This window comes from Faecalicatena fissicatena (assembly GCF_016900595.1).
GTDB lineage: Bacteria > Bacillota > Clostridia > Lachnospirales > Lachnospiraceae > Claveliimonas > Claveliimonas intestinigallinarum.
Genome location: NZ_JACLYY010000013.1, coordinates 42,713 through 66,658 on the forward strand (window position 1 = coordinate 42,713; position 23,946 = coordinate 66,658).

A 23,946-nucleotide genomic window follows, 5' to 3' on the forward strand; every position below is an offset into this window, starting at 1 on the left:
CATTTTCCTCTGGTCTGTGCTACTATCTGTATAAGCTTCAAAAAGCGGTCGCTTTTTTCATTCTTCGGCACTTCGCCGAGTCTATTCCTTTTCAATGCAGAGTACAGTACAGACTGGAGGTGTGCATATGGAGCAGCAGACAGAATATGACATCCTGAAACTTGTGGAAAACCAGGGGCGGTGCTATGTCAGTTCAGACTGCATGCCGGGCGTACTGCTGGCATCCTGTCTGAAATACCGGCCCAGCCTGCCCAGAGAGCAGCTTCTTGCATGGATGCGGCAGATCCTTGAGGAGCTGGAGAAATTTCACCGGTGCAGGGGAAACCCCTGTTATCAGTACGTAAATCCCTACAGCATGATCGCGGGGGAGGATGGGAGGATCCATCTTCTCGACCTGTCCGCCGCAGGGCAGCAGGAGCTCAGAAAGAAGCTGACGAGAAGGAGCGTAAGGGAGAGCTTCCTGATGCCGGACAACCAGTACTGCCAGCGGGAAAGCCTGGCGGACGACATATACGGAATCGGCCGGACCTTCCAGTATATGCTGGCAGCGGTAGAGACAGACCCGCCCATTCAGGGGGGGACAAAGCGAAAGCTGCAAAAAATCATTTTCAGATGCCTCAGTCAGACTCCTGGTCAGGAGAAGAGAGGCAGATCCAGAAAACAATATCATTCGGTTCGAGAAATATCAGAACAATTTCCAAAAGACAGACAGGAGACAAAAAAGACAAGAAAAGCTATGGTCATTGCCGCCGCGGCAGTTTCCTTTACAGCAGTCATGGTCATCACAGCAAAGGATCCCGCAGATAAAAGTGTGCAGGAAAATTCCAAGAGCCCGCAGGAGAGTTCAGAGGGCGGTGCAGGTGAGAGCCCCAGGAATAGCACAAAAGCAAAGACAGAAGGAGAGACGGAGGAGGCCGCTCAGACAGCGGATCAGCTGAAATTTGATATGGCCATGCTCTATTTTCTGGAGCTTGAGGACTACCGGGAGAGCCGGCAGCTGTTCCGGGAGGCGGGCCAGGACAATTTTCTGGCAGCCGGTTACGCCGAGCTCTCCGCCTGCATGCTGGATGCGGATTACATGGATGCGGAGGAGTTGGAAACGCTTCTGAAGGAGCTGCAGGAAAATATGCCGGACAGGGCGGACTACAGATACTATCTGTCCATCCTGCGGGGATACGGGCTCCTGGAAAAGGACGAGGCCAAGGAGGAGATCATTCGGCTGGGGGAGCAGCTTTTTGCCCTCCGGGACTGGACGGAGGCGGACAGAGACCACGAGAAGGAAAAGGAGGCCAGGTGGATGCTGGCCGGGGCCTTTGAGGCGGCGGGGAAGCCGGAAAAGTCGGCAGAGCAGTACGGGTACATACTGGAGCTGGAAGAGGAGGAAGGGATACGGGAGCAGATATACAGCAGTCTGATCTCTCTCTGCGGGGAAAGCGGGGACATGGAGGCTGCCTGGGAATACTGCCAGAGAGGGCTGGAGGAGCTGACAGACTCTGTGCTCCTTCGCGTTCAGTATATCCGTATGCAGTGCGCCTCGCCGGAGACAGACAGGCAGGTCTGCGCCCAGACGATACAGAAATTTCTCCGTGAGGTTCCAAAGATAGCGGATGAGCCGGAGTTTAAGAAGCTGCAGGAAGAGTATGAGATCAAAGTGGAGGGTGAGGAAGTATGGGTAGGAAAATAGCAGCTCAGTTCCTTCTGCTGGTTCTTCTTCTGGCTGCTCTGTACGGGCAGCAGGAGACATTTGCCCAGGAGGACAGACAGGAAACGTATGAGGAAAGTCAGGAAACATACGAGGACGGGAAGCAAACATACGAGGAGAGGGAGGAGACAGACAGCGGAGATGAAGGTGAGGAACAGCATGAGCAGCCGAAGGGGGATACAGAGCAATCAGGAGAGGGAGGCGAAAACCCGGGAGAGGAGCAGACAGACCAGCCCCAGAAGGGGGAGGACGGTGATGGCCAGAAGGAGGATCCGCCTGTTCCGTATGAGATTACATATGGGGAGCCGGACGGGGAGGATCAGTACTATACAGTAAAGCCGCAGGTGACGATCCTGCACCAGGGAGAGACAGGGGAGACTGTCTACAGCCTGGAAAACGCCTCGGGAGTCTCGGCCGGGGGCCGCATCAGCCAGCCGGACGGGCAGGCGGTTGTGGAGCCGGAGGCCTTCGGGGAGGGGGAGAACCATCTTCGGGTCTGGATCGAGTACACGCCGCCGGGGGAAGAACTCCGGATTCTCTATGAGAAGGAGTTCTTATTTAAAATAGATACCTGTCCGCCTGCCCTGGATATGTGGGTGGAAGGAGGAGAGGACTGGCATCAGTATCAGGCTAATGTAAGATACAAAACAAGAGAAAGCAGTGATGGAAGCGGAATAAAATACATTGTATGCTATATAAATGGACAGCAACAGGAAAGAACAGAAAAGAGTGAGGGAGCCTTCTCTGTCCGCCAGGCATCCAGAGGAGGACAGGGAATCCCTGTGGCGGTTGCTGCTGTTGACCAGGCCGGCAACCGGACCTATCGGGAGAGCCAGGTGTATGTGGATGATGCCCCTCCTGCTGTGGAGATCAGAGGAGTGCAGGACTATATGATCACCAGCAGGGACGTCCAGGCTCTTTTCGAGGCATCCGATGACAACGGGCTGGCCTCCTGCAGCGTGCACACTATCTGGATTTCCCCGGAGGGGGCCAGTACTGTGCTTGAGGAGGGGGAATGGAGGGATGAAAATGGCAGCAGCAAGCTGAGCCAGATTTTCAGCCAGGACGGCATTTACCGGATGCGGATCAGGGCTGTGGACAGGGCCGGGTTCCAATCGGAGACAGAGACCCAGGTCATTGTGGACAAGCAGAACCCGGTGATCGCCTATGTGGATGAGATAGATGGAACCTGGGTGAAGGAATTTTGCTGGGACAGGCCTGTATCCGAGATATTCACGGATTTTACCAGCTACACCTACAGGCTGACACTGGACGGCGTTCCCTATCTTCCGGGACAGACGGTGAAAAAGGAAGGCAGGCGTATTCTGGAGGCCGAGGCAGTGGACGCGGCGGGCAACCGCTCCCGGGCAGCGGCGGAGTTTGTCATCGACCACACGCCCCCAAAGATCGTATTTGAAGGGGTGGAAAACGGCGTGGCCTACGAGGAGCGCAGGACCTGCACGGTCCGCCTGGGAAACAGCGCGGACTGGATAAAGGAGATCCGGGTCAATGGTGAAAGGCAGAGCCTGGCGCCGGGCACAGATGAATACACCTGCACATTTGAGGAGTATCAGGTTCACAGTATCCGCGTGACCGCTGTGGATAAGGCTGGAAATGAGAAAAAGGATTCTGTGGTGTTCCAGGTGGTGCCAAGGCAGTCGCTGGCGGGCCGGCTGCTGTCCCCTGTCAGGCAATCCCTGGGACTGGAGAAGGATGGCTTTAAGCAGCATGAGGACGGGACAGGGGCTGCTGTGGAAGGAAGGGAAGAAGAGAGCGGTGCGATGCCTGCCGTGACGGTGGCTGTCCTCCTGCTTATCTTTCTTGTCCTTCTCCTGCCGGGCTTTGCCCTGTACAGGCGTATCGCAAAAAGGAAGGGAGTGTGATAGAATGGACTAAAACAGACAGGGAGGGAGAAGCATGCAGGCAGTTGTATATAGAGGAAAAGGTGAGATAGGCATGGAAGAGCGGCCCATGCCGCACATAGAGGAGGACACGGACGCCATCCTTCGGGTGACGCTGACTACCATCTGCACCAGCGATCTTCATATAAGAAACGGAGCAGTTCCCAGGGCCGTGCCGGGGATTATCCTGGGGCATGAGTTTGTGGGCGTTGTGGAGGAGACAGGGAGGAGGGTGAAAAATGTGCGCCCCGGACAGCGGGTGGCGGTGAATGTGGAGACCTTCTGCGGGGAATGCTTTTTCTGCAAAAGAGGATTTGTCAACAACTGTGAGGACAAGAACGGCGGATGGGCGCTGGGCTGCCGCATAGACGGGGGCCAGGCTGAGTACGTGCGCATTCCCTTTGCGGACCAGGCCCTGACGCCTATACCGGACCAGGTGACAGACGAGCAGGCGCTCTTTACAGGGGACCTTCTGTCCACCGGGTACTGGGCGGCAAAGATCGGGGAGATCAAAAAGAGAGACACAGTCCTTGTGCTGGGGGCAGGGCCGGCAGGCATGTGTGCCATGATGTGTGCGGCCCTCTACAGTCCTGCCAGGATCGTGGCGGCGGATATAGATGAGAGCAGGCTGGCTTTTGCGAGGAGACACGGACTGGCGGACGATTTTCTGAACCCTGCCAATGTCTCTGTGCCGGATGCGCTGAGAGAGCGGACACAGGGCAGGGGGGCCGATGTGGTCATCGAGGCGGCTGGAGGAAAGGACAGCTTTCAGCTTGCCTGGCAGGCGGCGAGGCCTAACGCGGTGGTGGTTGTTGCAGCCATGTACGAGGAGAACCAGATTCTGCCTCTCCCGGAAATGTACGGGAAAAATCTGATCTTCAAGACAGGGGGTGTGGATGCCTGCAGCTGCAGGGAAATACTGGAGCTGACAGCGCAGGGAAGGCTGAAGGGAGAGTGTCTGATCACCCACAGAGCACCCCTGGCGGACGCCATGGAAATGTACCGGCTGTTTGAAAGAAAAGAGGACGGGGTGATAAAAGTGGCGCTGACCCCGTAAAGGGCAGCGCCGTTATAAATTGCTGCTTTCATCTGTATGGTTTTAATCTACATAGCCTGTGGCCTGGCCGATCATATAGGGAGTGCCGGTGCTGTCCACAATGTAGGCGTCTATATAGTAGACACCCAGCTTGAAGCCGTAGTTGGCCACATTGATGTTAGCGCCAAAGCTTCCGTCTTCCCGGGCCCCCAGCTGTATCCACTGCAGGTCGCTCTGGTCCTCATTGGTCCAGACCGCGATCTGCACGCTCTGCACCTCGTCCGGCAGATTGGCCAGGTCTGTCACCGTGACAGGAATTCCTCCGATGTCCCGCAGATAGGGATCCGCGTAGACAGTGCCTGTGGGAACACGCCCCTCTCGCACTTTCAGAGACTCGGAGTCATAGTCGATATCTGCCAGCTTCTCGATGAGCTGAGAATTTTTCTTCAGCTCCCTCTCCTCTGTTTCCCGCCCAAATCTCTCAGTCAGCGTGGGCTCGGAGGAGAAAAGGTTGGTACCCAGCCCCAGGCGGTTGCCCTCAATCTGCACGCCCAGGGCGGCCAGAGTGGTGGGAAACTGATCAAAGGTGGTGAAATCCCGCCTTGTCTCCGTCTCCTTCTGGGCCGCGGCATTGATGTAGGCGGTGTAGGTCTTCCGGGTGTAGCCGCTGTCAATATCCTCGCAGTAGTCGCTGTCCATGGTAGGATGGTCTCCGCAGAGGATGATGGTGGTGTTCTCGTAAAAATCCTGCTGCTGGAGCCACTGTACGAAGGCGGAGACCTGCCGGCTGGAGCAGCGCATGACATTGGAATACTGGTCATCACCGTAGAGCTGCGGGCAGCGCTCGCACACATACCCGTCCTCAAAGTGTGTGTCCACTGTCAGCATGGTGAGGTTAAAGGGCTCCGGCTGGGCGGCCAGCTCGGTCACCTTCTGCCTGGCGAACTCAAAGAGCTTCTCATCTTCATAGCCCCACCATACATGGTAGTCCTCCGGGATGAGGCCGTTTTGCACCGCGTATTTATAATCCATCATCTCGTAATTCCCGTGCTCGGTGAAGTAGAGCTCCCGCCCTCCGAAGGCTGCGTCTGAGCCGATGAGGAGAGTCTGGGAATAGCCCTGGCTTTCCAGGATGTCGCCAAGAGTCACGGCCCCGGCAAAGAAGCTGGTCTGGGTATCCATGCTGTTCCCGTCGATGGAGACGCTCAGTGGCAGGCCGGAGGTCTGGGCAAACATGGCGCCGATGGTCCAGGTAGTGCCGGGCATGGAGTATCCGCCGTTCAGGTCAGCGGTCTCTCCGGAAAAGTCTTCATTTTCCTGGGCAATCTGTGTCAGCTCAGGGATCACATTGCGATCAAAGGCGCCGCCGCTTTGTGTGTCAGCGTAGGTGGTCTCCATGGACTCAAGGAAGATGTAGATCAGGTTTCTCTTCTCCTGAGGGAAGGTCAGCTCCACATCCGACGGACTCACATAATTGTCGTCGATAAAGGTGGAGTAGGTTCCCCTGTCCGCCACATAGTTTCCCACATCCAGATCCTGCCAGGCGCCTCTCACCGACAGAGCGCCCACTGATACGGACAGGACGATAGCCCCTGCCATGACAATATAGTAGCGCTTCTTTTTCCGGAAAGCGGCAAAAAGCACGAGGAGGAAAAGAAGAACGATGACAGCCGGCACAATACATGTATCAATGTACTCCCTGATCATGGCATCGTTGGTTCCATCCAGTGGGGATGTCAGATGGTAGATGAGCTCGTCCATGGTCAGGTTGCTCCAGGTATCGAACATCCACCGCAGGCTGCAGGTGATGACAGTGGCAAGGACAGCCAGCAGCACAGCCAGGATCGTGAACAGGATGCGGAAGAAGGCTTTTACAAAAACAGACAAATTTCTCATTTTTTACACACATTTCTCCTAAATTTTACATTTGTCAACTTACTTATTATAAAAGGTTTGGGGAAGGCCTTCAAGAAAAAATCTCTAAAATGTGTGAAAATACAGATATACCTGAAAAACCCCGTAAAACGGGAGGATGCCGGGTGACCGATTTCTCAGTCCCCGGCATGTATTATGAAAAAGTTTATTCCAATAGTATTTCTACTACGAAGCGTCTTGATTTATTTGATAGTTTTAGTATAAGACAGAGCTGTGAAGAAATGGTGTTCAAGAAATGAAACTTTTTTAAATGATAAATGAACAAATTATGAACGAAGGAAATTTTACGTAGATTTTACAGGATCTTGATTTTGAGAAAAGGAAAGAACGATATACTGTAGGTAAAATATAATCCGGAAAGGGGATACTCTATGGTAAAGATCTATGTGCTTGATACGAATGTCCTGATCCAGGCACCCTACGCGGCCGAGTGCTTTGAGGACAACCAGGTGGTGCTTCCCATGGCTGTGCTGGAGGAGCTTGACCATCTGAAAAAAGCGGAAGGGGAGAGGGGCGCAAGCGCCAGGCGGGCTATCCGGTTCCTGGAGCAGCTCCGCCACAGGGGAGATCTGCTCACCGGCGTACCGCTTCCCGGCGGAGGAAGCTGCCGGGTGGAGAGAAACTATGTGGATGTGAAGCTGCCGCCGGAGCTGTCCGAGGAGGTCATGGACAACCGGATCCTGAAGGTGTGCCTGGGCCTTAAGAACACCCACGAGGAGCAGGTGACTCTCGTGACCAAGGACATCCTACTTCGCATCAAGGCGCAGATCCTGGGGATATCTGCCGAGGACTTTACGACAGAGCAGGTGTTTGACAACGAAAACCAGTACAAGGGCAGGACCGAGGTGTACGTGCCTGAGGAGATTTTCAAGGATTTTAAGAAAAAAGGCATCCCGGCCCAGTGCGTGTACGTGACGGACAGTGAGGGCAACCGGTTTGTTCCGGAGCTCACAGAAAATCAGTTTGTCATACTGCGGGCGGATCAGTCCGTGAAGAAGACCCACCTGGGAAGGGTGGAAAAAGGAGTCATCCGGAAGCTGGAGTACAAAAAGAGCGCGCCCTACGGTATCCGACCGAGAAACGCAGGGCAGTATTTTCTCCAGGAGGCTCTCATGCAGCCGGCGAAGACGGCGCCCCTTGTCATTGTCAAGGGCATGGCAGGCACAAGCAAGACCTTTTACTCACTGGCAGTGGGGCTTGAGAAGGTGCTGAACAATCCCACAGGCGAGTACAGGCGGATACTGGTGTGCAGGCCTAACGCCCAGTTCGACTCGGACATCGGCTTTCTGCCGGGGGACGAGCAGGAGAAGATTTCTCCGCTGATGAGGCCCATTATCGACAACCTGGAGCAGCTGATCGACTCCAACGAGGAGGAGCGGTACGCGGATGAGGACGAGCTGAGGGGAAAGATTGAGGAAATCTTTGCCAGAGGACTGATCCAGACAGAGGCCATGAATTATATTCGGGGCCGGTCCATCATCAAGACCTACCTTATTATAGATGAGGCCCAGAACATGACGCCCAACCAGATCAAGGGCATCATCACCAGGGCGGGAAAGGACACAAAGATTATCCTTCTGGGGGACCCGGATCAGATAGACCGGCCTTTTCTGGACGAGAGGACCAACGGCCTCAGCTACGCCTCAGAGCATATGAAGGGCAGCCCCCTATGCTGGCAGGTGACCATGACAGCGGAGGAGTGCGAGAGATCCGCGCTGGCCATGGACGCCATCCGGAGGCTGTAACCCATATGAGTTATATAGTCTGAGACAGATGGCTGTAAGATACATAGAGATATTGGAGGAGAAGAGTTTGTCAGTCACATTTAAACAGATCAGGAGTGATGAGGAGATAGGTCTCCTGATCGAGCAGGGAAACGAGATACTCAATGAGCTGGGATACACGGAGCATTCCAGGAAGCACGCCGCCAAGGTGGCGGACACGGCGGGGAAAATCTTAAAGGAGCTGGGCTACGGGAAGCACAAGATCGAGCTGGGCCGTATTGCGGGGTACATGCACGATATCGGCAACAGCGTGAACCGGCATGACCATCCCCACAGTGGGGCAGTGCTGGCCTACCAGATCCTGAAGGAGAGGGGAGCAGAGCTGTCGGACGCTATGACTGTGATGACGGCCATCGGCCATCACGATGAGGACACAGGGGCGGCTGTGGACGAGGTGTCGGCGGCCCTGATCCTGGCGGACAAGACGGATGTGCGGAGGAACCGGGTGCAGAACCCGGTTCCCGCGAATTTTGACATTCACGACAGGGTCAACTATGCGGCATTGTCGTCCACTCTCACTATAGATAAAGACAAGAGAGTGATCCGCATGGAGATTGAGCTGGACGACACCATGTGCACGGTGATGGATTACTTTGAGATCTTCCTGCAGCGGATGATCATGTGCAGGCGGGCGGCGGAGCGGCTGGGATGCAAGTTCAAGCTGGTGGCAAACGGGAGCAAGCTGTGCTGATTGTATTTTTTTCGGTACAATCCCCAAAGTGAAAAAATGATAACAAAAAGCGGTCGGAGGGACGGCATCCGGCAAAAGTTCAAAATGAACAAAAATCGTAGAGTTTCTACAGAGAGGATAACAGGAAATATGGTAAAACAGAAGATACAGAACATCTATGCGGCTCTGCGGCCGTCAGAGCGCAAGGTGGCCGACTACATTTTTTCCTACCAGGGAAAGGCGGGAGAGCTCCTTATCGAGGAGCTGGCGCGTGAGGCAGAGGTAAGCCAGCCCACAGTGGTGCGCTTTGTGAAGGCTGTAGGATACAAGAGCTTTAAGGATTTCAAGTACGCCATGCTCCAGGACGAGATGCGGGAGCGGGCAGAGGAGAAGGAGGAGGAGATCGGCCTCTACGGATTCCGGCTTTCCGGCAAGGACAGGCTGGAGGAGATACCCGGGAAGATCATCACTACCTCCATCCAGATGCTGGAGGAGACCTTAAAGAGCATACGGAAAAAGGAATTTGAGAGGGCGGTGGACGCCATCCTGGGGGCGGACAATATCGTGATCTACGGGGTGGAGAACTCCCTTTGCACGGTCAACGACCTGCTCACCAAGCTCACCTACCTGGGACTGAACTGCAGGACCTACACAGACTCCTACCTGCAGAACGTGAGCGCGGGCAATCTGACGAAGAAGGACCTGGCCATTGGAGTCTCCTACTCCGGGTATTCCAGGAACACGGTGGAGATGATGCAGACGGCAAAGAGGGCGGGGGCCAGGACGCTGGTGCTGACCAATTTTGAGAACGCCCTCATTGCAAAGTACGCGGACATCCTGCTTTGCGCCAGCCACAGGCAGTTCTTCTATGGAGATACGATTTTTTCCCGCATTTCCCAGCTGGCGCTGGTGGACATGCTCTATGCGGGGGTGCTGAACCGGAACTATCCGGTCCTTTCAAAAAAGCTGAAAAAGACAAACGAGATCGTGGCCCGGAGGGCCTACAGCCAGGATGAAGAGGTTTTGTAGAAAATCTACAAACCTCTTTTTCTGTTTTACATTCCCTTTACAAAGAGTTCACCCCGATTTGATTGAAGATAGAAAAATGAAGCTCCTATAATATGGGCGTGACAGGAACGAAACAAGAGGACACCGGCACGGGAAGAACGGGTGCCGCGGGAGAAGAAAGGAGTTTCAATATTATGCTGGAACTGAAAAATATCAAGAAGTCATTTGGTGGAAAGACAATACTGAACGACATCAGCCTAGATGTGCAGGACGGAGAGATCATTTCCATATTAGGGCCCTCCGGAAGCGGGAAGACTACACTGCTGAACCTGATCCTGGGCATCACGGAGGTGGACGGAGGCAAAATTATCTACAATGGGGAGGATATGACAAACGTTCCCATGGAGCAGAGAGGATTTAACATCGTGTTCCAGGACTACGCCCTGTTCCCCAATCTGAATGCCTATCAGAATATTACCTACGGACTAAAAAACAAGCCAGGCATCTCCAGCCAGGATGAAGTGGACGACCTGATCGAGCTCCTGGGGCTGAAGGAGCATCTGGACAAGAAGATCGAGCAGCTCTCCGGAGGACAGAAGCAGAGAGTGGCGCTGGCCCGGACCATGGTTATGAAGCCGAAGATCCTTCTTCTGGATGAGCCCTTAAGCGCCCTGGACGGCGTCATCAAGGAGTCCATCAAGGACAGGATCAAGACCATCGCCAGGGAGTATCACCTGACTACCATCATCGTGACCCATGATCCGGAGGAGGCCCTGACGCTGTCTGACCGTGTCCTTATTATAAATGAGGGAAAGATATCCCAGTACGGAAAGCCGGAGGAGATCATCAACAGGCCCAGCAATCCGTTTATCAGGGAATTTATCTTAAACCAGCTTGAGATCAAGAGAAGCAATATCTTCACCCTGTTTCAGTGTGAAGCGACAGCGTAGAGGGCGGACAGATGAAGACAAAGCTTGAGAGACTGATAAAATCTCAGATAGAGATCAAGATCATTTTCATCGCAGTGGCAGTCCTGTTTCTCTGGTTCCTGGCAGCGCCCATCATCCTGCTGCTCTTAAAATCCTTCCAGAGTACAGGGGGAGACTTCTGGGTTCACTATGTGGATGTGTTCACGGAGAACGGCTTCTGGACATCTGTGGGAAACAGCTTTAAATCAGCCGGCCTGAGCGCCGTCATCACCACGGTTCTGGCCTTTTTGCTGGCCTACACGGTGCACTACACCAACCTTCCGAAGCCCTTAAAAAAGCTGATCCACGGCGGGGCGGTGCTGCCCATGCTGCTGCCCACCATCACCTACGGATTTGCCATCATCTACTCCTTTGGGAAGCAGGGGCTCATCACCCGGCTCCTGGGCCATCAGCTTTTTGACATCTACGGGTTCACAGGGCTGCTGCTTGGCTATGTGATCTACACGCTGCCGGTGTCCTTCCTGCTGATCCATAACACTATGGGGTACATTGACAAGAAATTTATGGTGGTGTCCAGGATCATGGGAGACGGAGGGATGAAGACCTTCTGGATCACCATCATCCGTCCGCTTCTTGGCACCCTGGCGGCCTCCTTTGTACAGTGCTTCTTTCTGTCATTTACAGATTTTGGTATCCCGGCCTCCGTGGGAGGACAGTACGAGGTGGTGGCCTCTGTCCTGTACGATGAGATGCTGGGGAGCCTGCCTGACTTTAACAACGGCGCTGTGGTGGCTATGGTCATGCTGGTGCCCTCTGTGGTGAGCATCCTTCTCCTCCATTATCTGGAGCGGTACAATGTGCGGTACAGCAAGATTTCTATTGTGGAGAACCTTAAGAACAGAGGAAGAGATATTGCCTGCGGTATCTGCTGCGGAGTGGTCCTGCTGATGATCGTCATTATCTTTGCGGTGGTGTTTATCGTTCCCTTTGTCAGCGAGTGGCCCTACCAGATGACATTTACCATGGCACATGTGCGGGATGTGTTCAGTGACAGTGTGCTGGCCAGCGTGTTCAGAAACTCCCTGCTGGTGGCGGCGCTGACGGCGGTGATCGGCTCCATTGTGGCCTACGGCGCTGCCCTTGTGACGGCCAGAAGCAAAATCTCGGCGGGATGCAAGGGAGTGATTGAGAGCATCGCCCTTGTGACCAACACCATCCCCGGCATGGTCATAGGTATCGCCTTCCTTCTGATGTTTTCGGGCACATCCCTGCAGAACACATTTGCCCTCATCATCATCTGCAATGTGGTGCACTATTTCTCCACGCCCTATCTGATGATGAAGAATTCCCTGGAGAAGATGAACGCCTCCTGGGAAACGACAGCCCTGCTCATGGGAGACAACTGGATGAAGACCATCTTCCGCATCGTGACGCCCAACGCCCTGCCCACCATCCTGGAGGTGTTCAGCTACTACTTTGTGAACGCCATGGTGACAGTCAGCGCGGTCATCTTTATTGCCGGGGCCAGAACCATGGTCATCACCACAAAGATCAAGGAGCTGCAGCATTTTGCCAAATTCAATGAAATATTTGTGCTGTCCCTGTGCATCCTCTTTACGAACATTGCGGCCAAGCTGCTCTTCCAGGCAGTGGCGGCCTGCACAAGGAGTGCCAAAAAGAGGGCAAGCAGGCCGGGGAAGCCGGCCGGCAGGCTGGCCAGGGCGGCGGCCATCTGTGTGGCTCTTGTACTGGTAGCGGGCACCGGGTATGTGGTGGCCGGATCCGGAAAGGATGGCTCCAACCACACAGACCAGGTGGTTATCTACTCCAACGCGGACGACGAGGCGGTGGCAGCCATGAAACATGCCCTGGATGAGAACGGCTATCAGGGGAAATATATGTTCCAGACCTTTGGCACCTCCGAGCTGGGAGGCAAGCTCCTGGCGGAGGGGACAGACATCGAGGCGGACATTGTGACCATGAGTTCCTTCTACCTGGACAGCGCCCAGGAGGAGAACGAGATGTTCCAGGAGATCACATTTGACGCCCCCACGCTGGAGGAGACGCCCTCCTTCTACCGGCCTATTACCTCCCAGGAGGGAGCAATTATCTACAATACGCAGGCACTTAGAGAGGCGGGGCTTCCCGTGCCGGAGAGTATCGCCGACCTGGCGGAGCCTGCCTATAAGGGCCAGATCTCCGTCACGGACATCAAGAGCTCTTCCACAGCCTGGCTCCTCATACAGGCTCTTGTCAGCGAGTACGGGGAGGACGGAGCGGCGGAGGTGCTGTTCGGGATCTATGAGAACGCAGGCCCTCACATCGAGGACTCCGGCTCCGGCCCCATCAAGAAGGTGCGCTCCGGGGAGGTGGCCCTTGGATTTGGCCTGAGACACCAAGCGGTGGCGGACAAGAACGAGGGTATGCCCGTTGATTACGTGGATCCAAAGGAGGGGAATTTCTCCCTTACCGAGTCCGTGGCCGTTGTGGACAAGGGGGAGAACGAAAATCCCCTTGCCATGGAGATGGCGGAGTGCATCATCAAAAACGGCCGGCAGGAACTTCAGCAGACCTATCCGAACGCCCTCTATGAGGGGGAGACGACGGACGAGGCTAACCAGTCCGCCTATCCGAAGAAGTTCCCGGAGCCGCTGACAGCCCAGCTCCTTCAGAAGCATCAGGAGCTTTCGGAGAAATGCATGCCGTAGGGCACGCCCGCAAAAGAACGCGGACAGGCTGTGCGTTGGCATTGAATTAATAAAAAACTATGTATAAAGAGAGGTAATAAAAAATGGTAAACTACAAACTGCTCACACCGGGCCCACTTACAACAACAGACACTGTAAAAAGAGAGATGTTGGCAGACCACTGCACATGGGATGACGACTACAAGCAGATTACACAAAAAATCCGCAGGGAGCTCCTTGAACTGGCTCATGTGACGGAGAAGGACTATACGGTCGTGCTGATGCAGGGCAGCGGCAGCTTTGGCGTGGAGTCCGTTATCACAAGCGTGGTGGGGGACGATGAGAAGCTACTGATCGTGGCCAACGGGGCCTACGGGGAGAGAATGGTGGATATCGCAAAGCACGCCCGGATCAGCTACGCCCTCTACGAGGAGGAGTACGACAAAATCCCCTCCGCCGGAAAAGTGGAGGAGATGCTGAAGAATGATCCCTCTATTACTCATGTGGCTATGGTGCACTCAGAGACAACCTCCGGCATTCTCAACGACATTGCCTCTGTGGCAGAGGTGGTGAAGGCAGCGGGAAAGACCATGATTGTGGACGCCATGTCCAGCTTCGGGGGTGTGGACATTGAGGTCGGAAAGCTGGGCATCGACTTTATCATCAGCAGTGCCAACAAGTGTATTCAGGGAGTGCCCGGATTTTCCTTTATCATCTGCAACAGGCAGAAGCTGATGGAGAGCGCGGGAAAGGCCAGAAGCCTGTCCCTTGACCTCTATGACCAGTGGAAGACAATGGAGAAGGACGGAAAATGGAGATTTACCTCCCCCACGCACACCGTGCTGGCCTTTGCGAAGGCGATCGAGGAGCTGAAGGAGGAGGGAGGCATCCCTGCCAGGTCAAAGAGGTACTATGACAATAACCGCCTGCTGATCCGCAAGATGAAGGATATGGGCATACAGGCCTACATTGGGGAGGAGCACCAGGGCCCCATCATCACCACCTTCTTCTACCCGGAGCACCACAATTTTTCCTTCCAGGAGATGTACCAGTTCATCAAGGAGCGAGGCTATGCTATCTACCCCGGAAAGGTGACAGACGCGGACACCTTCCGTATCGGCAATATCGGGGAGATCTACGAGGAGGACATCCTGAAGCTGTGTGACATCTTTGAGGAATTCTTTGCCCGGATGAAGAAAAAGAAAGCAAGCTAATAATAAAAAACAGAGGAAGCGAAGGAGAACGCAAATGAGCAAGATAGAGGCAGTGATCTTTGACTGGGCGGGCACGACTGTGGATTACGGGTGCTTTGCCCCGGTCAAGGTCTTTACAGAGGTATTTAAAAATGCAGGCGTGGAGCCGACTATGGAGGAGGTGCGTGAGCCCATGGGCATGCTGAAGTGGGCCCACATCCGGACTATGCTGGAGATGCCCAGGATCAAGGCGGCCTGGAAGGAGCTGTACGGAAGAGAGCCACAGGACGCGGATGCGGACAAAATGTACGAGAGCTACGAGCCCTCTCTTCTTAAGATACTGGATCAGTACTCGGATCCCAAGCCCTATGTGCTGGAGACAGTGCAGGCCTTGAGGGACAAGGGGATCAGGATCGGGTCCACCACAGGCTACACAGATGTGATGATGGGCATTGTGGTTCCCAGGGCAAAGGAGCTGGGATACGAGCCGGACTGCTGGTTCAGCCCCGACTCCACCGGCGGCATGGGCCGTCCCTATCCCTACATGATATTCAGGAACATGGAGGAGCTGAAGGTGAGCGCTGTGGACAGGGTGATCAAGGCGGGAGACACCATCTCTGACATCAAAGAGGGAAAGAACGCCGGTGTCTTCACCATCGGCATCCTGGAGGGGAGCTCCCTTCTGGGACTGTCCAGGGAGGAATATGAGTCTCTCCCCGAGGAGGAGAAGGAAAAGCTCCTGAAAGAGGGAGAGGAAAAGTACAGGGCCGCAGGGACGGACGCTGTGGTGAGAGATATCCGGGGGATCCTGGAGTATGTATGATGCCAGGGTCAAAAGGTCTAAGCCCACATGAGCTTGCTCATAAGTGGGCGAAAGACCTTGGGACCCGCCCCGATATGAGCATAAAAGTGGGATGTATATCCCACGATATGCGAATATCGGGTAGGATTGTGAGAGTGCGCAGCACGGAACAATCCGTAGGCATCATAGTATCTATTTATAATAAAAAGGCAGGCAGAGGTTTCACTCTGCCTGCTTTTTCATCAGCTCCAGGAACAGCCTCATCTGGGGAGTCACGTACTTGTTCCGGTGACAGATGAGCTGACTCCACATGACGATCTCCGGACATTCCGTGTCCAGCACTGCGAGGCGGCCGGCCTGTACGTCTTCCTTTACCACGTATTCCGGGAGGAAAGAAATGCCTTTATTTTGCAGGAGAAAGCGGGTGATCACATCTGTGTTTCCCACCTCCAGCCGGGGATGGAGCTCATAGCCCTGGGCGGCCAGTGCCTGCTCCATGGCATACCGGTAGCTGATCCCCCTCTCGGTCAGATACAGAGGCTCCTGGATCAGACGGCTGACCGGAATTTGCTTCATACCCGCCAGAGGGGAGCTGGAGGAGGCCACGAAATAGATTTTCTCCGGCCGCTCCAGCACCTTGACCCACTCCGGGAAGAAGAGCTTTTTGTCCAGGAAGAATAAAATGTCAATATCGTTCTGGCGCAGCATGTTGACCAGATCAGGCACGGGAGCAGTGTGGGTGCTGATCTCCACGCCGGGACAGCGCTCTCCCAGCTCCATGAAAACAGGGGGAAGAACGCTGATCACGTAGGACTCGCAGGTGCCGATGCGCAGCTTTCCGGAGATCTGCTCCGGCTCCCTGGCGATGTCCTCCGCTTTCCTGGCAGAGTCCAGTATATTAAGAGCCAGGGGGAGAAGCCGCTCGCCGGCCTGCGTCAGCTTGGCTCTTTTTCCGATCCGCTCGAAGAGCTGTGCCTGCAGCTCTGCCTCCAGCTGCTTGATCTGCATGGTGACAGCGGACTGGGAGTAGCCCAGCTCCTGCGCGGTCTTTGAAAAATTCCGGAGCTCCGCAATGCGGACGAAGGTTATGAGATTGCGTATTTCCATGACAATGCCTTTCTGCTTTCTGACAAGAATGTTCAAAATTATTGAATGTTTCTATAAAAACTATGAATTTTACAGTGGTTTTTATTCATGTTAGCATGATAATCAGAAGCGGTCAAGGAGGTACAAGAAATATGCGTATAGACACGAGAGAACAAAATCGGGAGATTGGAGAGCTGTTGAGAGCGTTTGTTTCCAGAACCGTGGATTTTTATGAGCACATAGAAAATGAGGCTGTCTGCCGCCCAGCTGCCGAGGACAGCCTTTCGCGCATAGAAAAGCAGGCTATCCCGGCCGGAGGGCGCTCTGTGGAGGAGGTTTTCCGGGAGATGGAGCAGGATATTTATTCCAGCACACTCCTGGGGCAGCACCCACGCAGCTTTTCCTGCGTTCCGTCCACCATGTCCCTCCTCTCCTGGATGGGGGATGTGATGACCAGCGCCTACAATCCCCACGCCAGCTGCCGGGTCAACGGACCAGCAGCAGATCTGGTGGAGAAGAAGCTGATCCGATGGATGTGTGAAAAAGCCGGGTATCCGGAGGGGAGCGGAGGACTCTTCGTGTCCGGCGGCTCTATTGCCAATCTGACTGCCCTGACAGCGGCAAGAGACGCAAAGCTGGCATGGGAGGACCGGGGGAGGGCTGTAGTCTACCTGTCCGGGCAGACCCATGCCTCTGTGTCCAAGGGGCTTCACATGATCGGGTTTTGCAGGGAGCAGATCCGGATCCTCCCCGTGGACGAGAGCTTCCGCATGGATATGGCCGCGCTGCAGTCCTCGGTCAGGAAGGATCTTGCGGACGGGAAAATCCCCTTTGCGGTCATCGCCTCTGCGGGGACAACGAATACGGGGAGCGTGGATCCTCTGAGGCCGATCGGGGGTATCTGCCGGAAATATGATATGTGGATGCATGTGGACGGGGCCTTCGGGGCGTCAGCCCTCCTGTCTGAAACATACAAAAAAGAGCTGGACGGGATCCAGCTGTCGGACAGCTTAAGCTGGGATGCCCACAAGTGGATGCTGCAGACCTACGGGTGCAGCGCGGTTCTGGTGAGAAGAAGGGATGATCTGGTCCGCAGCTTTGCCGCTCATCCGGAGTATTTAAAGGACGCGGAGACCTCGGAGGGAGGCGTGGAATTCTGGGATCTGGGGCCGGAGCTGACAAGGCCGGCCAGGGGACTGAAGCTGTGGCTTACGCTCCAGACTATGGGGACAGAGGAGCTGGGACGTGTGGTGGAACACGGCTGTGAGCTGGCAGAGCTGGCGGCGGGGATCATCAGAAAAGAGCCGGAATGGGAGCTCCTGTCCGGCCCCTGGCTGGGGATCGTGAACTTCCGCTACAGGGCGGACGGCTCTCTGTCTGAGGCGGAGCTGGACGCCGTGAACCAGGAGATATCCGCGGAGATAACCGACAGCGGCTTTGCCCAGATATTTACGACAGAGCTGCGGGGGAGGAAGGTTCTTCGCATGTGCACCATCCATCCTGAGACGACAAAGGAGGATATCCGGCGCACCATCGAGAGGCTGATGGAGACAAAGGCTGTCTCGGACCGGAGACAAGAGCAGAACAAAAGCAGGACAGCGTAGCCTATGGGGCTGCGCTGCCCTGCTTTTTCTATAGCTTCTTATGGATCCGGAGCTGCCCTCTGTCCGGTACGTGTCCCTTTCTATGCCTTGCGGTAGGCGAAAAGAGGGATGCCGTTCTTTGTGGGAAGCTCCACGTGTCCCTGGGTCAGGGGGCGGACATAGTCGATGAAGGCGTCGCTGATGTCGGAGCCATCGTTTGTGATCCACTCCAGAGGTACGCATTTCTCCTTGTTGCAGATGATGTTGACGTCCGCGGTGCTGTAGGAGAGCTCATAGGGTACACTTTTGTTTCTTATGAAAGTAATCATTTTCCCGCTCTCCCCTGCAAGGGCTGCCTGTACGGCGTAGACACCCGCGTTGACAGCCTCGTCCAGATCCACCCGGGACAGGTGTGAGCAGGAGCATCTCTGGCAGACATTCAGCTCTACGGAGCGAACCTTGACGCCCAGCCGCTCCTTTACCAGGTTCTCCAGATATTTTCCGGAGCCGGTGAGCATCTTGTGGCCGAAGGTGTCTGTGCCCACCTCGCTGGCGTACTCACAGATAAAGGTGCCCTTTCCGTCGTTGATGCCCTCGGAGATGCAGACTACCAGGTTGGGTGTGGTCTCCAGGGAGGTGCGCACCTTCTCGATGAAGGCATCCTGGTCAAAGACCACCTCCGGCAGGTAGATGAGCACCGGGTTGTCCCCCTCAAACTTCCTGGCCAGCATGCTGGCGGCTGTGAGCCATCCGGCGTGGCGGCCCATGATCTCCACGATGGTGACAGACTGCTTGTTGTCGTACACGGAGGCGTCGATGGCGATCTCCCGCACGGTGGTGGCCACGTACTTGGCGGCGCTTCCATATCCCGGTGTGTGGTCTGTCTCCACCAGGTCGTTGTCAATGGTCTTGGGAACGCCGATGAAGCGGATGGTACTGTTCATAAATCCGGCGTACCGGGACAGCTTGCTCACCGTGTCCATGGAGTCGTTTCCTCCTATATAAAAGAAGTAGCCGATATTCAGCTCCTCAAAGCGTCGGAACAGCTCCGGGTACACTGGGTCGTGCAGGTCCTCCGGCAGCTTGTAGCGGCAGGAGCCCAGGTAAGCGCCTGGCGTGGTGCGCACAAGCTCCAGCTCGTTGGTTGTGTCCAGGGCTCCCAGATCCATGTAGTGGCCCTGGAGAAATCCCTCTATTCCGTTGATCATTCCGTATACCGTGTCGATGTGGTCTGTCATTTTGATACCCTCAGACACAACACCGTAGAGACTTCCGTTGATGACTGCCGTGGGACCTCCGGACTGTCCCACAATGATATTTTTTTTCATGTTCTCTCCTCCAAGCTTTTGTTCAGCGGCCAGGGCCCTGCCAGGCAGGGGCAAGGGGCCCGTCGGCCTTCTACACATAACTATACCGGAAAACCCTCCTTTTTACAATTGTGTGATGAAGATTTTGCAAAGTTTAAGTTGGAAAAACCGGAGGAATACTATATACTATAAAAGTCAGGAGGAAGAAAAATATGAAGTACATTTCGTTTGCGATCCCGTGCTATAATTCCCAGGATTATATGGCGCATGCGATCGAGAGCATCCTTCCGGGCGGGGAGGACGTGGAGATCATCATTGTAAATGACGGATCCAGCGATGACACATCAAAGATAGGACATGAGTATGCGGAGAAATATCCGGATATCGTAAAAGTGATCGACAAGGAGAACGGCGGACACGGAGACGCAGTAAACTGCGGGCTTTCCAACGCAACAGGAAAATATTTTAAGGTTGTGGACAGCGACGACTGGGTGAATGAGGAATCCCTTCACAGAATCCTTCAGGTCCTCAGGAACTTCGAGGACGAGGGCGAGGAGGTGGATATGCTCATCGCCAACTATGTGTATGAGAAGGTCGGAGTGGAGAATAAAAAATGTATCCACTACCGGAACGTACTGCCCCAGGACGAGATATTCCACTGGTCGGATATAGGGCATTTTCATCTGGATCAGTACATCCTTATGCACTCGGTGATCTACCGGACAGAGCTGCTGCTTCTGTGTCAGCTGAGACTGCCCAAGCACACCTTTTATGTGGATAACATCTATGTATATTATCCGCTGCCCCATGTGCGGAAGCTCTACTATATGGATGAGGATTTCTACCGCTACTATATCGGGCGTGAGGATCAGTCGGTCAACGAGAAGGTTATGATCAAGAGACTGGATCAGCAGATCTTTGTCACAAAGAAGATGATCGACATGTATCAGATGAGGGAGATCACCAATAAGAAGCTGAAAAAATACATGATCAACTATCTCGCCATCATGATGACCGTCTCTTCCATTCTGTGCATCCGCTCCAAGGAGAAGGAGAACCTGGACAAGAAAAAGGATCTGTGGCTGTACCTGCGGAAGAAGGACGCCAGAACCTATGTGAAGATTCGCTACGGCATCCTCGGACAGACCATGAACCTGCCGGGAAGATCCGGAAGAAAGATCTCTTCTCTGGCCTACATGGTGGCCAGAAGGCTGATCGGTTTCCAGTAGATAGGCAAAGTGACAGCCGGGAAAACGTGGAATACAAGGTATAAAATCACTGCCATGGTACATACTCTATGTAAAAAGGTAAAGGAGTATGTATCATGGCAGTTGATTTTTGTAAGAGCAGGACAAAGGAAAATCTGATGAAGGCGTTTGCCGGGGAGAGCCAGGCCAGAAACCGGTATACCATCGCGGCGGAGATGGCCATGGAGCACCACATGTACTCGGTGGGGCAGATCTTTCTCTTCACCGCGGACCAGGAGAGAGCCCACGCCCAGCGCTACTATGAGCTCTTGAAGGAGGCCGAGGGGGAGACGATAGAGATCTGCGGCGGCTTCCCGGTGGATACCTACGACTCCCTGACAGACCTTCTGCGGGCGGCGGAGCACAACGAGACGGAGGAATATAAGGACGTGTACCAGGCCTTTGGCGACCAGGCCAAGGAGGAGGGCTTTCTGGAGGCGGCATCCGCTTTTTACCAGATCGCCGAGGTGGAGAAGACCCACGCCAAGCGGTTCGGGAAAATACGGGAGCTGATGGAGACAAACACCTACTTTGAGCTGGCGAAGGAGGGAGCCTGGATGTGCCTGAACTGCGGCCATATCCACAGGGGAACAAAGGCGCCCGAGGTATGCCCGGTCTGCCGGCATGAAAAGGGCTTTTTCATTCCCCTCTCCCTGGCTCCCTACACGGACAGCGGGATCGTGGTCATGTAGAATATCATGCAAAATAACTTGTCAAAGGAGTGAGGGCAGATGGCGGGACAGAAGATCGAGGATCTTTTGAATCTTGCGCTGGATGCTACCCAGGAGGAGAGAGAAAAGTCGCTGGAGCTGGATGTGGGGTACGATCCCATCGAGAGAGAGTGGGACGTGATCGTGAAATACTCCGGGAGTCTGGATGATATAAAGGCCCTGTCGGTCCGGGTGACAGAGCTCCTGAACGAGTATGCCATCGTCACTGTGAAGGAGTCCCGGCTGTCCGCTCTGGCGGCGCTGCCGGAGGTGGAGTATATTGAAAAGCCAAAGCGGCTGTTTTTTCAGACCGCTGACGGGAGGCGCGTGTCCTGCATCGATACAGTGCAGGGCGGGCGCCTTTCCCTTTTCGGACAGGGAGTCCTGGTGGCGGTCATAGACTCGGGGATTGACTATATGCTGCCGGATTTCCGGGATGAGGAGGGCCGTACCAGGATCCTTGCGCTGTGGGATCAGTCCGCGGTTCCCAGATCGGATCGGGGAGAGGGACCGCCGCCTGGATATGCCCTGGGGACAGAGTACACAAGAGAGCAGATCGATGAGGCCATCGCGGCTCCCGGGGAGGCGGAGCAAAGGAGCATTGTCCCCAGCGTGGACACCTCAGGACATGGCACCTCCGTGGCAGCTATCGCGGCGGGAAACGGGGGAGGAGAGAGCAGGTACAGGGGAGTGGCCTTCCGGAGCAGCCTTCTCATCGTGAAGCTGGGCGTGCCACGGGCAGAGGGATTTCCCAGAACCATAGAGCTGATGGCGGGCATTGACTATGCGGTGAGAAAATCGCTGGAGTACCGGATGCCCCTGGCCATAAACATCAGCTTTGGAAATACGTACGGGGCCCACGACGGCTCCTCCCTTCTGGAGCGGTACATAGACGATGTGGCCAACCTGGGCCGTACCTCCATCTGCGTGGGGGCGGGCAATGAGGGGAACGCAGCCGGCCACACCACGGGGAGGCTTGCAAGCTATGAGACAAAGGATATTGAGCTGGGGGTGCAGCCCAGGCAGACGGCCATGAGCATCCAGATCTGGAAGACCTACGCGGATCAGGTGCGCATCCTACTTATCACCCCCTCCGGGGTCCGCAGCGATCCCATCCAGGAGATAAGGGGCACCCAGAGGATGCGGATCGGCCCCACGGAGATCCTCGTCTACTATGGGGAGCCCAGCCCCTACAGCCTGGTGCAGGAGATCTTCATCGATCTTCTGCCGGTGGAGACCTACATCGCCTCCGGGGTGTGGACCATCCGGCTGGAGACGGGAAGGATCGTGGACGGACGGTATCAGATGTGGCTTCCGTCAGAGGCTGTCCTGAACCCGGGTACAGGCTTTCTCCTGCCCTCGGAGGAGGCCACCTTCACCATTCCCTCCACCGCTTCCCGGGTGATTACGGTGGGGGCCTACGATGCCCTCACCTTTACCTATGCGGATTTTTCCGGGCGCGGGGGCGCGGGGGAGGGCTACCGGACCAAGCCGGATCTGGCGGCTCCCGGCGTGGGGATTATGACGCGGGCGCCGGGAGGCACAGTGACGGCAGTCACCGGCACCTCCTTTGCCACCCCCTTTGTGACGGGCGGGGCAGCCCTCCTCATGGAGTGGGGGATCATAAAAGAAAACGACCCTTATCTCTACGGGGAAAAGATAAAGGCCTATTTGAGAAGAGGAGCCCGGCAGCTTCCGGGCTTTGCTGCTTACCCCAACAACCAGGTAGGGTATGGGGCGCTGTGCGTGGAGGAGAGTATACCGGATTAAGAGGAGGGCAGCTGTACCATCTGCCCTGTCAGCAGTCTGTACAGCTGGTCTGTCAGCGCCTCCGGGTCAGCCTGGCCGCTGCGGCAGCTCTCAATCAGCACGCCGGAGATCCCGTAGGTGAAAAAGTCCAGGGCCATGGTCAGATCCCGGTAGCTTAAGGATGCGTCCACTGCCGTGTGTCTGTAGAGGCTTTCCAGGTAGCTGTGGAAGTTCTTGTGGATGATATGTTCCATCTGCTCCCGCTGCCGGGATCGGAGCAGGTGGTGGATGAAGCTTCTGTTTTCCATGGAAAAATCAATGAAGAGGCGGAGGGCGGCCTTGGGGTCTTCTGCCTGCAGGCTGCGCCGCAGGAGTTCGTCCGCGCTTCTTTGCATGATCCATTCAATAACCTCCAGTATATCCTGGAAATGATAGTAGAAGGCCTGGCGGGAGATGCCGCACTCCTGTACCAGGTCTTTGATTGTGATCTTGTCAAAATTCTTTCTGGCGGTCATGGCCAGAAAGGTCTCCGCGATTTTTTCTTTTACGTTCTCAGCCAAAATCCTGCCTCCTGTCGTGAACCTATGTATGTGAGCCTGCACGGGCTCGTGCTGCCG

General features: G+C 55.1%; 18 protein-coding genes. 14 read left to right on the forward strand and 4 right to left on the reverse strand.

From position 1 onward, the window contains the following. The first annotated feature begins 127 nt into the window (after positions 1-127). The 3 genes from H7U36_RS12355 to H7U36_RS12365 are packed head-to-tail and all read left to right on the forward strand — an operon-like array spanning position 128 to position 4,660. Positions 128-1,684 carry a serine/threonine-protein kinase gene (locus tag H7U36_RS12355; protein WP_033124311.1) on the forward strand — a complete coding sequence of 519 codons (1,557 nt, stop codon included), beginning with the start codon at positions 128-130 and terminating at the stop codon, positions 1,682-1,684. Continuing rightward, the gene (locus H7U36_RS12360; protein WP_033124310.1) at positions 1,669-3,585 is read left to right on the forward strand and encodes a hypothetical protein; all 1,917 of its coding nucleotides are present in this window, start codon (positions 1,669-1,671) and stop codon (positions 3,583-3,585) included. Before H7U36_RS12355 ends, H7U36_RS12360 begins: the two co-directional genes overlap by 16 nt. Positions 3,586-3,619: 34 nt before the next feature. After that, a complete protein-coding gene (locus H7U36_RS12365) occupies positions 3,620-4,660 on the forward strand; it encodes an alcohol dehydrogenase (RefSeq protein ID WP_033124309.1) in 1,041 nt (346 codons plus the stop codon). 42 nt (positions 4,661-4,702) lie between these two features. Here the strand turns inward: H7U36_RS12365 and H7U36_RS12370 are convergent, their stop codons facing one another. Further along, a complete protein-coding gene (locus tag H7U36_RS12370; protein ID WP_052083736.1) occupies positions 4,703-6,535 on the reverse strand; it encodes a GBS Bsp-like repeat-containing protein in 1,833 nt (610 codons plus the stop codon). Between the two features lie 410 nt (positions 6,536-6,945). Here H7U36_RS12370 and H7U36_RS12375 point away from each other — a divergent pair, with 410 nt between their 5' ends. The 7 genes from H7U36_RS12375 to phnX all read left to right on the forward strand — a co-directional run bounded on the left by H7U36_RS12375 (position 6,946) and on the right by phnX (position 15,668). Further along, positions 6,946-8,319 carry a PhoH family protein gene (locus H7U36_RS12375; RefSeq protein WP_033124308.1) on the forward strand — a complete coding sequence of 458 codons (1,374 nt, stop codon included), beginning with the start codon at positions 6,946-6,948 and terminating at the stop codon, positions 8,317-8,319. A 28-nt stretch (positions 8,320-8,347) separates the two neighbouring features. Beyond that, the gene (locus H7U36_RS12380; RefSeq protein ID WP_052083735.1) at positions 8,348-9,049 is read left to right on the forward strand and encodes an HD domain-containing protein; all 702 of its coding nucleotides are present in this window, start codon (positions 8,348-8,350) and stop codon (positions 9,047-9,049) included. A 129-nt stretch (positions 9,050-9,178) separates the two neighbouring features. Beyond that, positions 9,179-10,057: a MurR/RpiR family transcriptional regulator gene (locus tag H7U36_RS12385; RefSeq protein ID WP_033124307.1), complete on the forward strand. Its 879-nt coding sequence runs from the start codon at positions 9,179-9,181 to the stop codon at positions 10,055-10,057. A 173-nt stretch (positions 10,058-10,230) separates the two neighbouring features. Further along, positions 10,231-10,986, forward strand: a complete 756-nt coding sequence (locus H7U36_RS12390) for an ABC transporter ATP-binding protein (protein ID WP_033124306.1) — start codon at positions 10,231-10,233, stop codon at positions 10,984-10,986. 11 nt (positions 10,987-10,997) lie between these two features. Next, positions 10,998-13,673: an extracellular solute-binding protein gene (locus H7U36_RS12395; protein ID WP_243426761.1), complete on the forward strand. Its 2,676-nt coding sequence runs from the start codon at positions 10,998-11,000 to the stop codon at positions 13,671-13,673. Between the two features lie 83 nt (positions 13,674-13,756). Further along, a complete protein-coding gene (locus H7U36_RS12400; RefSeq protein WP_033124305.1) occupies positions 13,757-14,866 on the forward strand; it encodes a 2-aminoethylphosphonate--pyruvate transaminase in 1,110 nt (369 codons plus the stop codon). 34 nt (positions 14,867-14,900) lie between these two features. After that, positions 14,901-15,668, forward strand: coding sequence for a phosphonoacetaldehyde hydrolase (phnX, locus tag H7U36_RS12405; protein ID WP_138303225.1), 768 nt, complete (start codon positions 14,901-14,903; stop codon positions 15,666-15,668). A gap of 201 nt (positions 15,669-15,869) precedes the next feature. Here the strand turns inward: phnX and H7U36_RS12410 are convergent, their stop codons facing one another. After that, positions 15,870-16,754 carry a LysR family transcriptional regulator gene (locus H7U36_RS12410; protein WP_033124358.1) on the reverse strand — a complete coding sequence of 295 codons (885 nt, stop codon included), beginning with the start codon at positions 16,752-16,754 and terminating at the stop codon, positions 15,870-15,872. 131 nt (positions 16,755-16,885) lie between these two features. Here H7U36_RS12410 and H7U36_RS12415 point away from each other — a divergent pair, with 131 nt between their 5' ends. Continuing rightward, positions 16,886-18,337, forward strand: a complete 1,452-nt coding sequence (locus H7U36_RS12415; protein WP_033124303.1) for a pyridoxal phosphate-dependent decarboxylase family protein — start codon at positions 16,886-16,888, stop codon at positions 18,335-18,337. A gap of 80 nt (positions 18,338-18,417) precedes the next feature. Here H7U36_RS12415 and H7U36_RS12420 read toward each other — a convergent pair whose 3' ends face one another. Further along, entirely contained in the window at positions 18,418-19,644 is a 1,227-nt protein-coding gene (locus H7U36_RS12420) for a 6-phosphofructokinase (RefSeq protein ID WP_191493271.1), read from the reverse strand. Positions 19,645-19,835: 191 nt separating this feature from the next. Here H7U36_RS12420 and H7U36_RS12425 point away from each other — a divergent pair, with 191 nt between their 5' ends. The 3 genes from H7U36_RS12425 (at position 19,836) to H7U36_RS12435 (ending at position 23,350) form a co-directional block, all read left to right on the forward strand. Next, positions 19,836-20,852, forward strand: coding sequence for a glycosyltransferase family 2 protein (locus tag H7U36_RS12425; protein WP_138303227.1), 1,017 nt, complete (start codon positions 19,836-19,838; stop codon positions 20,850-20,852). Between the two features lie 95 nt (positions 20,853-20,947). Then, positions 20,948-21,562 carry a rubrerythrin family protein gene (locus H7U36_RS12430; protein ID WP_033124300.1) on the forward strand — a complete coding sequence of 205 codons (615 nt, stop codon included), beginning with the start codon at positions 20,948-20,950 and terminating at the stop codon, positions 21,560-21,562. A gap of 39 nt (positions 21,563-21,601) precedes the next feature. Further along, positions 21,602-23,350: a S8 family peptidase gene (locus H7U36_RS12435; protein WP_191493272.1), complete on the forward strand. Its 1,749-nt coding sequence runs from the start codon at positions 21,602-21,604 to the stop codon at positions 23,348-23,350. Here H7U36_RS12435 and H7U36_RS12440 read toward each other — a convergent pair. After that, the gene (locus tag H7U36_RS12440; protein WP_033124298.1) at positions 23,347-23,889 is read right to left on the reverse strand and encodes a TetR/AcrR family transcriptional regulator C-terminal domain-containing protein; all 543 of its coding nucleotides are present in this window, start codon (positions 23,887-23,889) and stop codon (positions 23,347-23,349) included. The two genes, H7U36_RS12435 and H7U36_RS12440, sit on opposite strands and share 4 nt — an antisense overlap. Between the last annotated feature and the right edge of the window lie 57 nt (positions 23,890-23,946).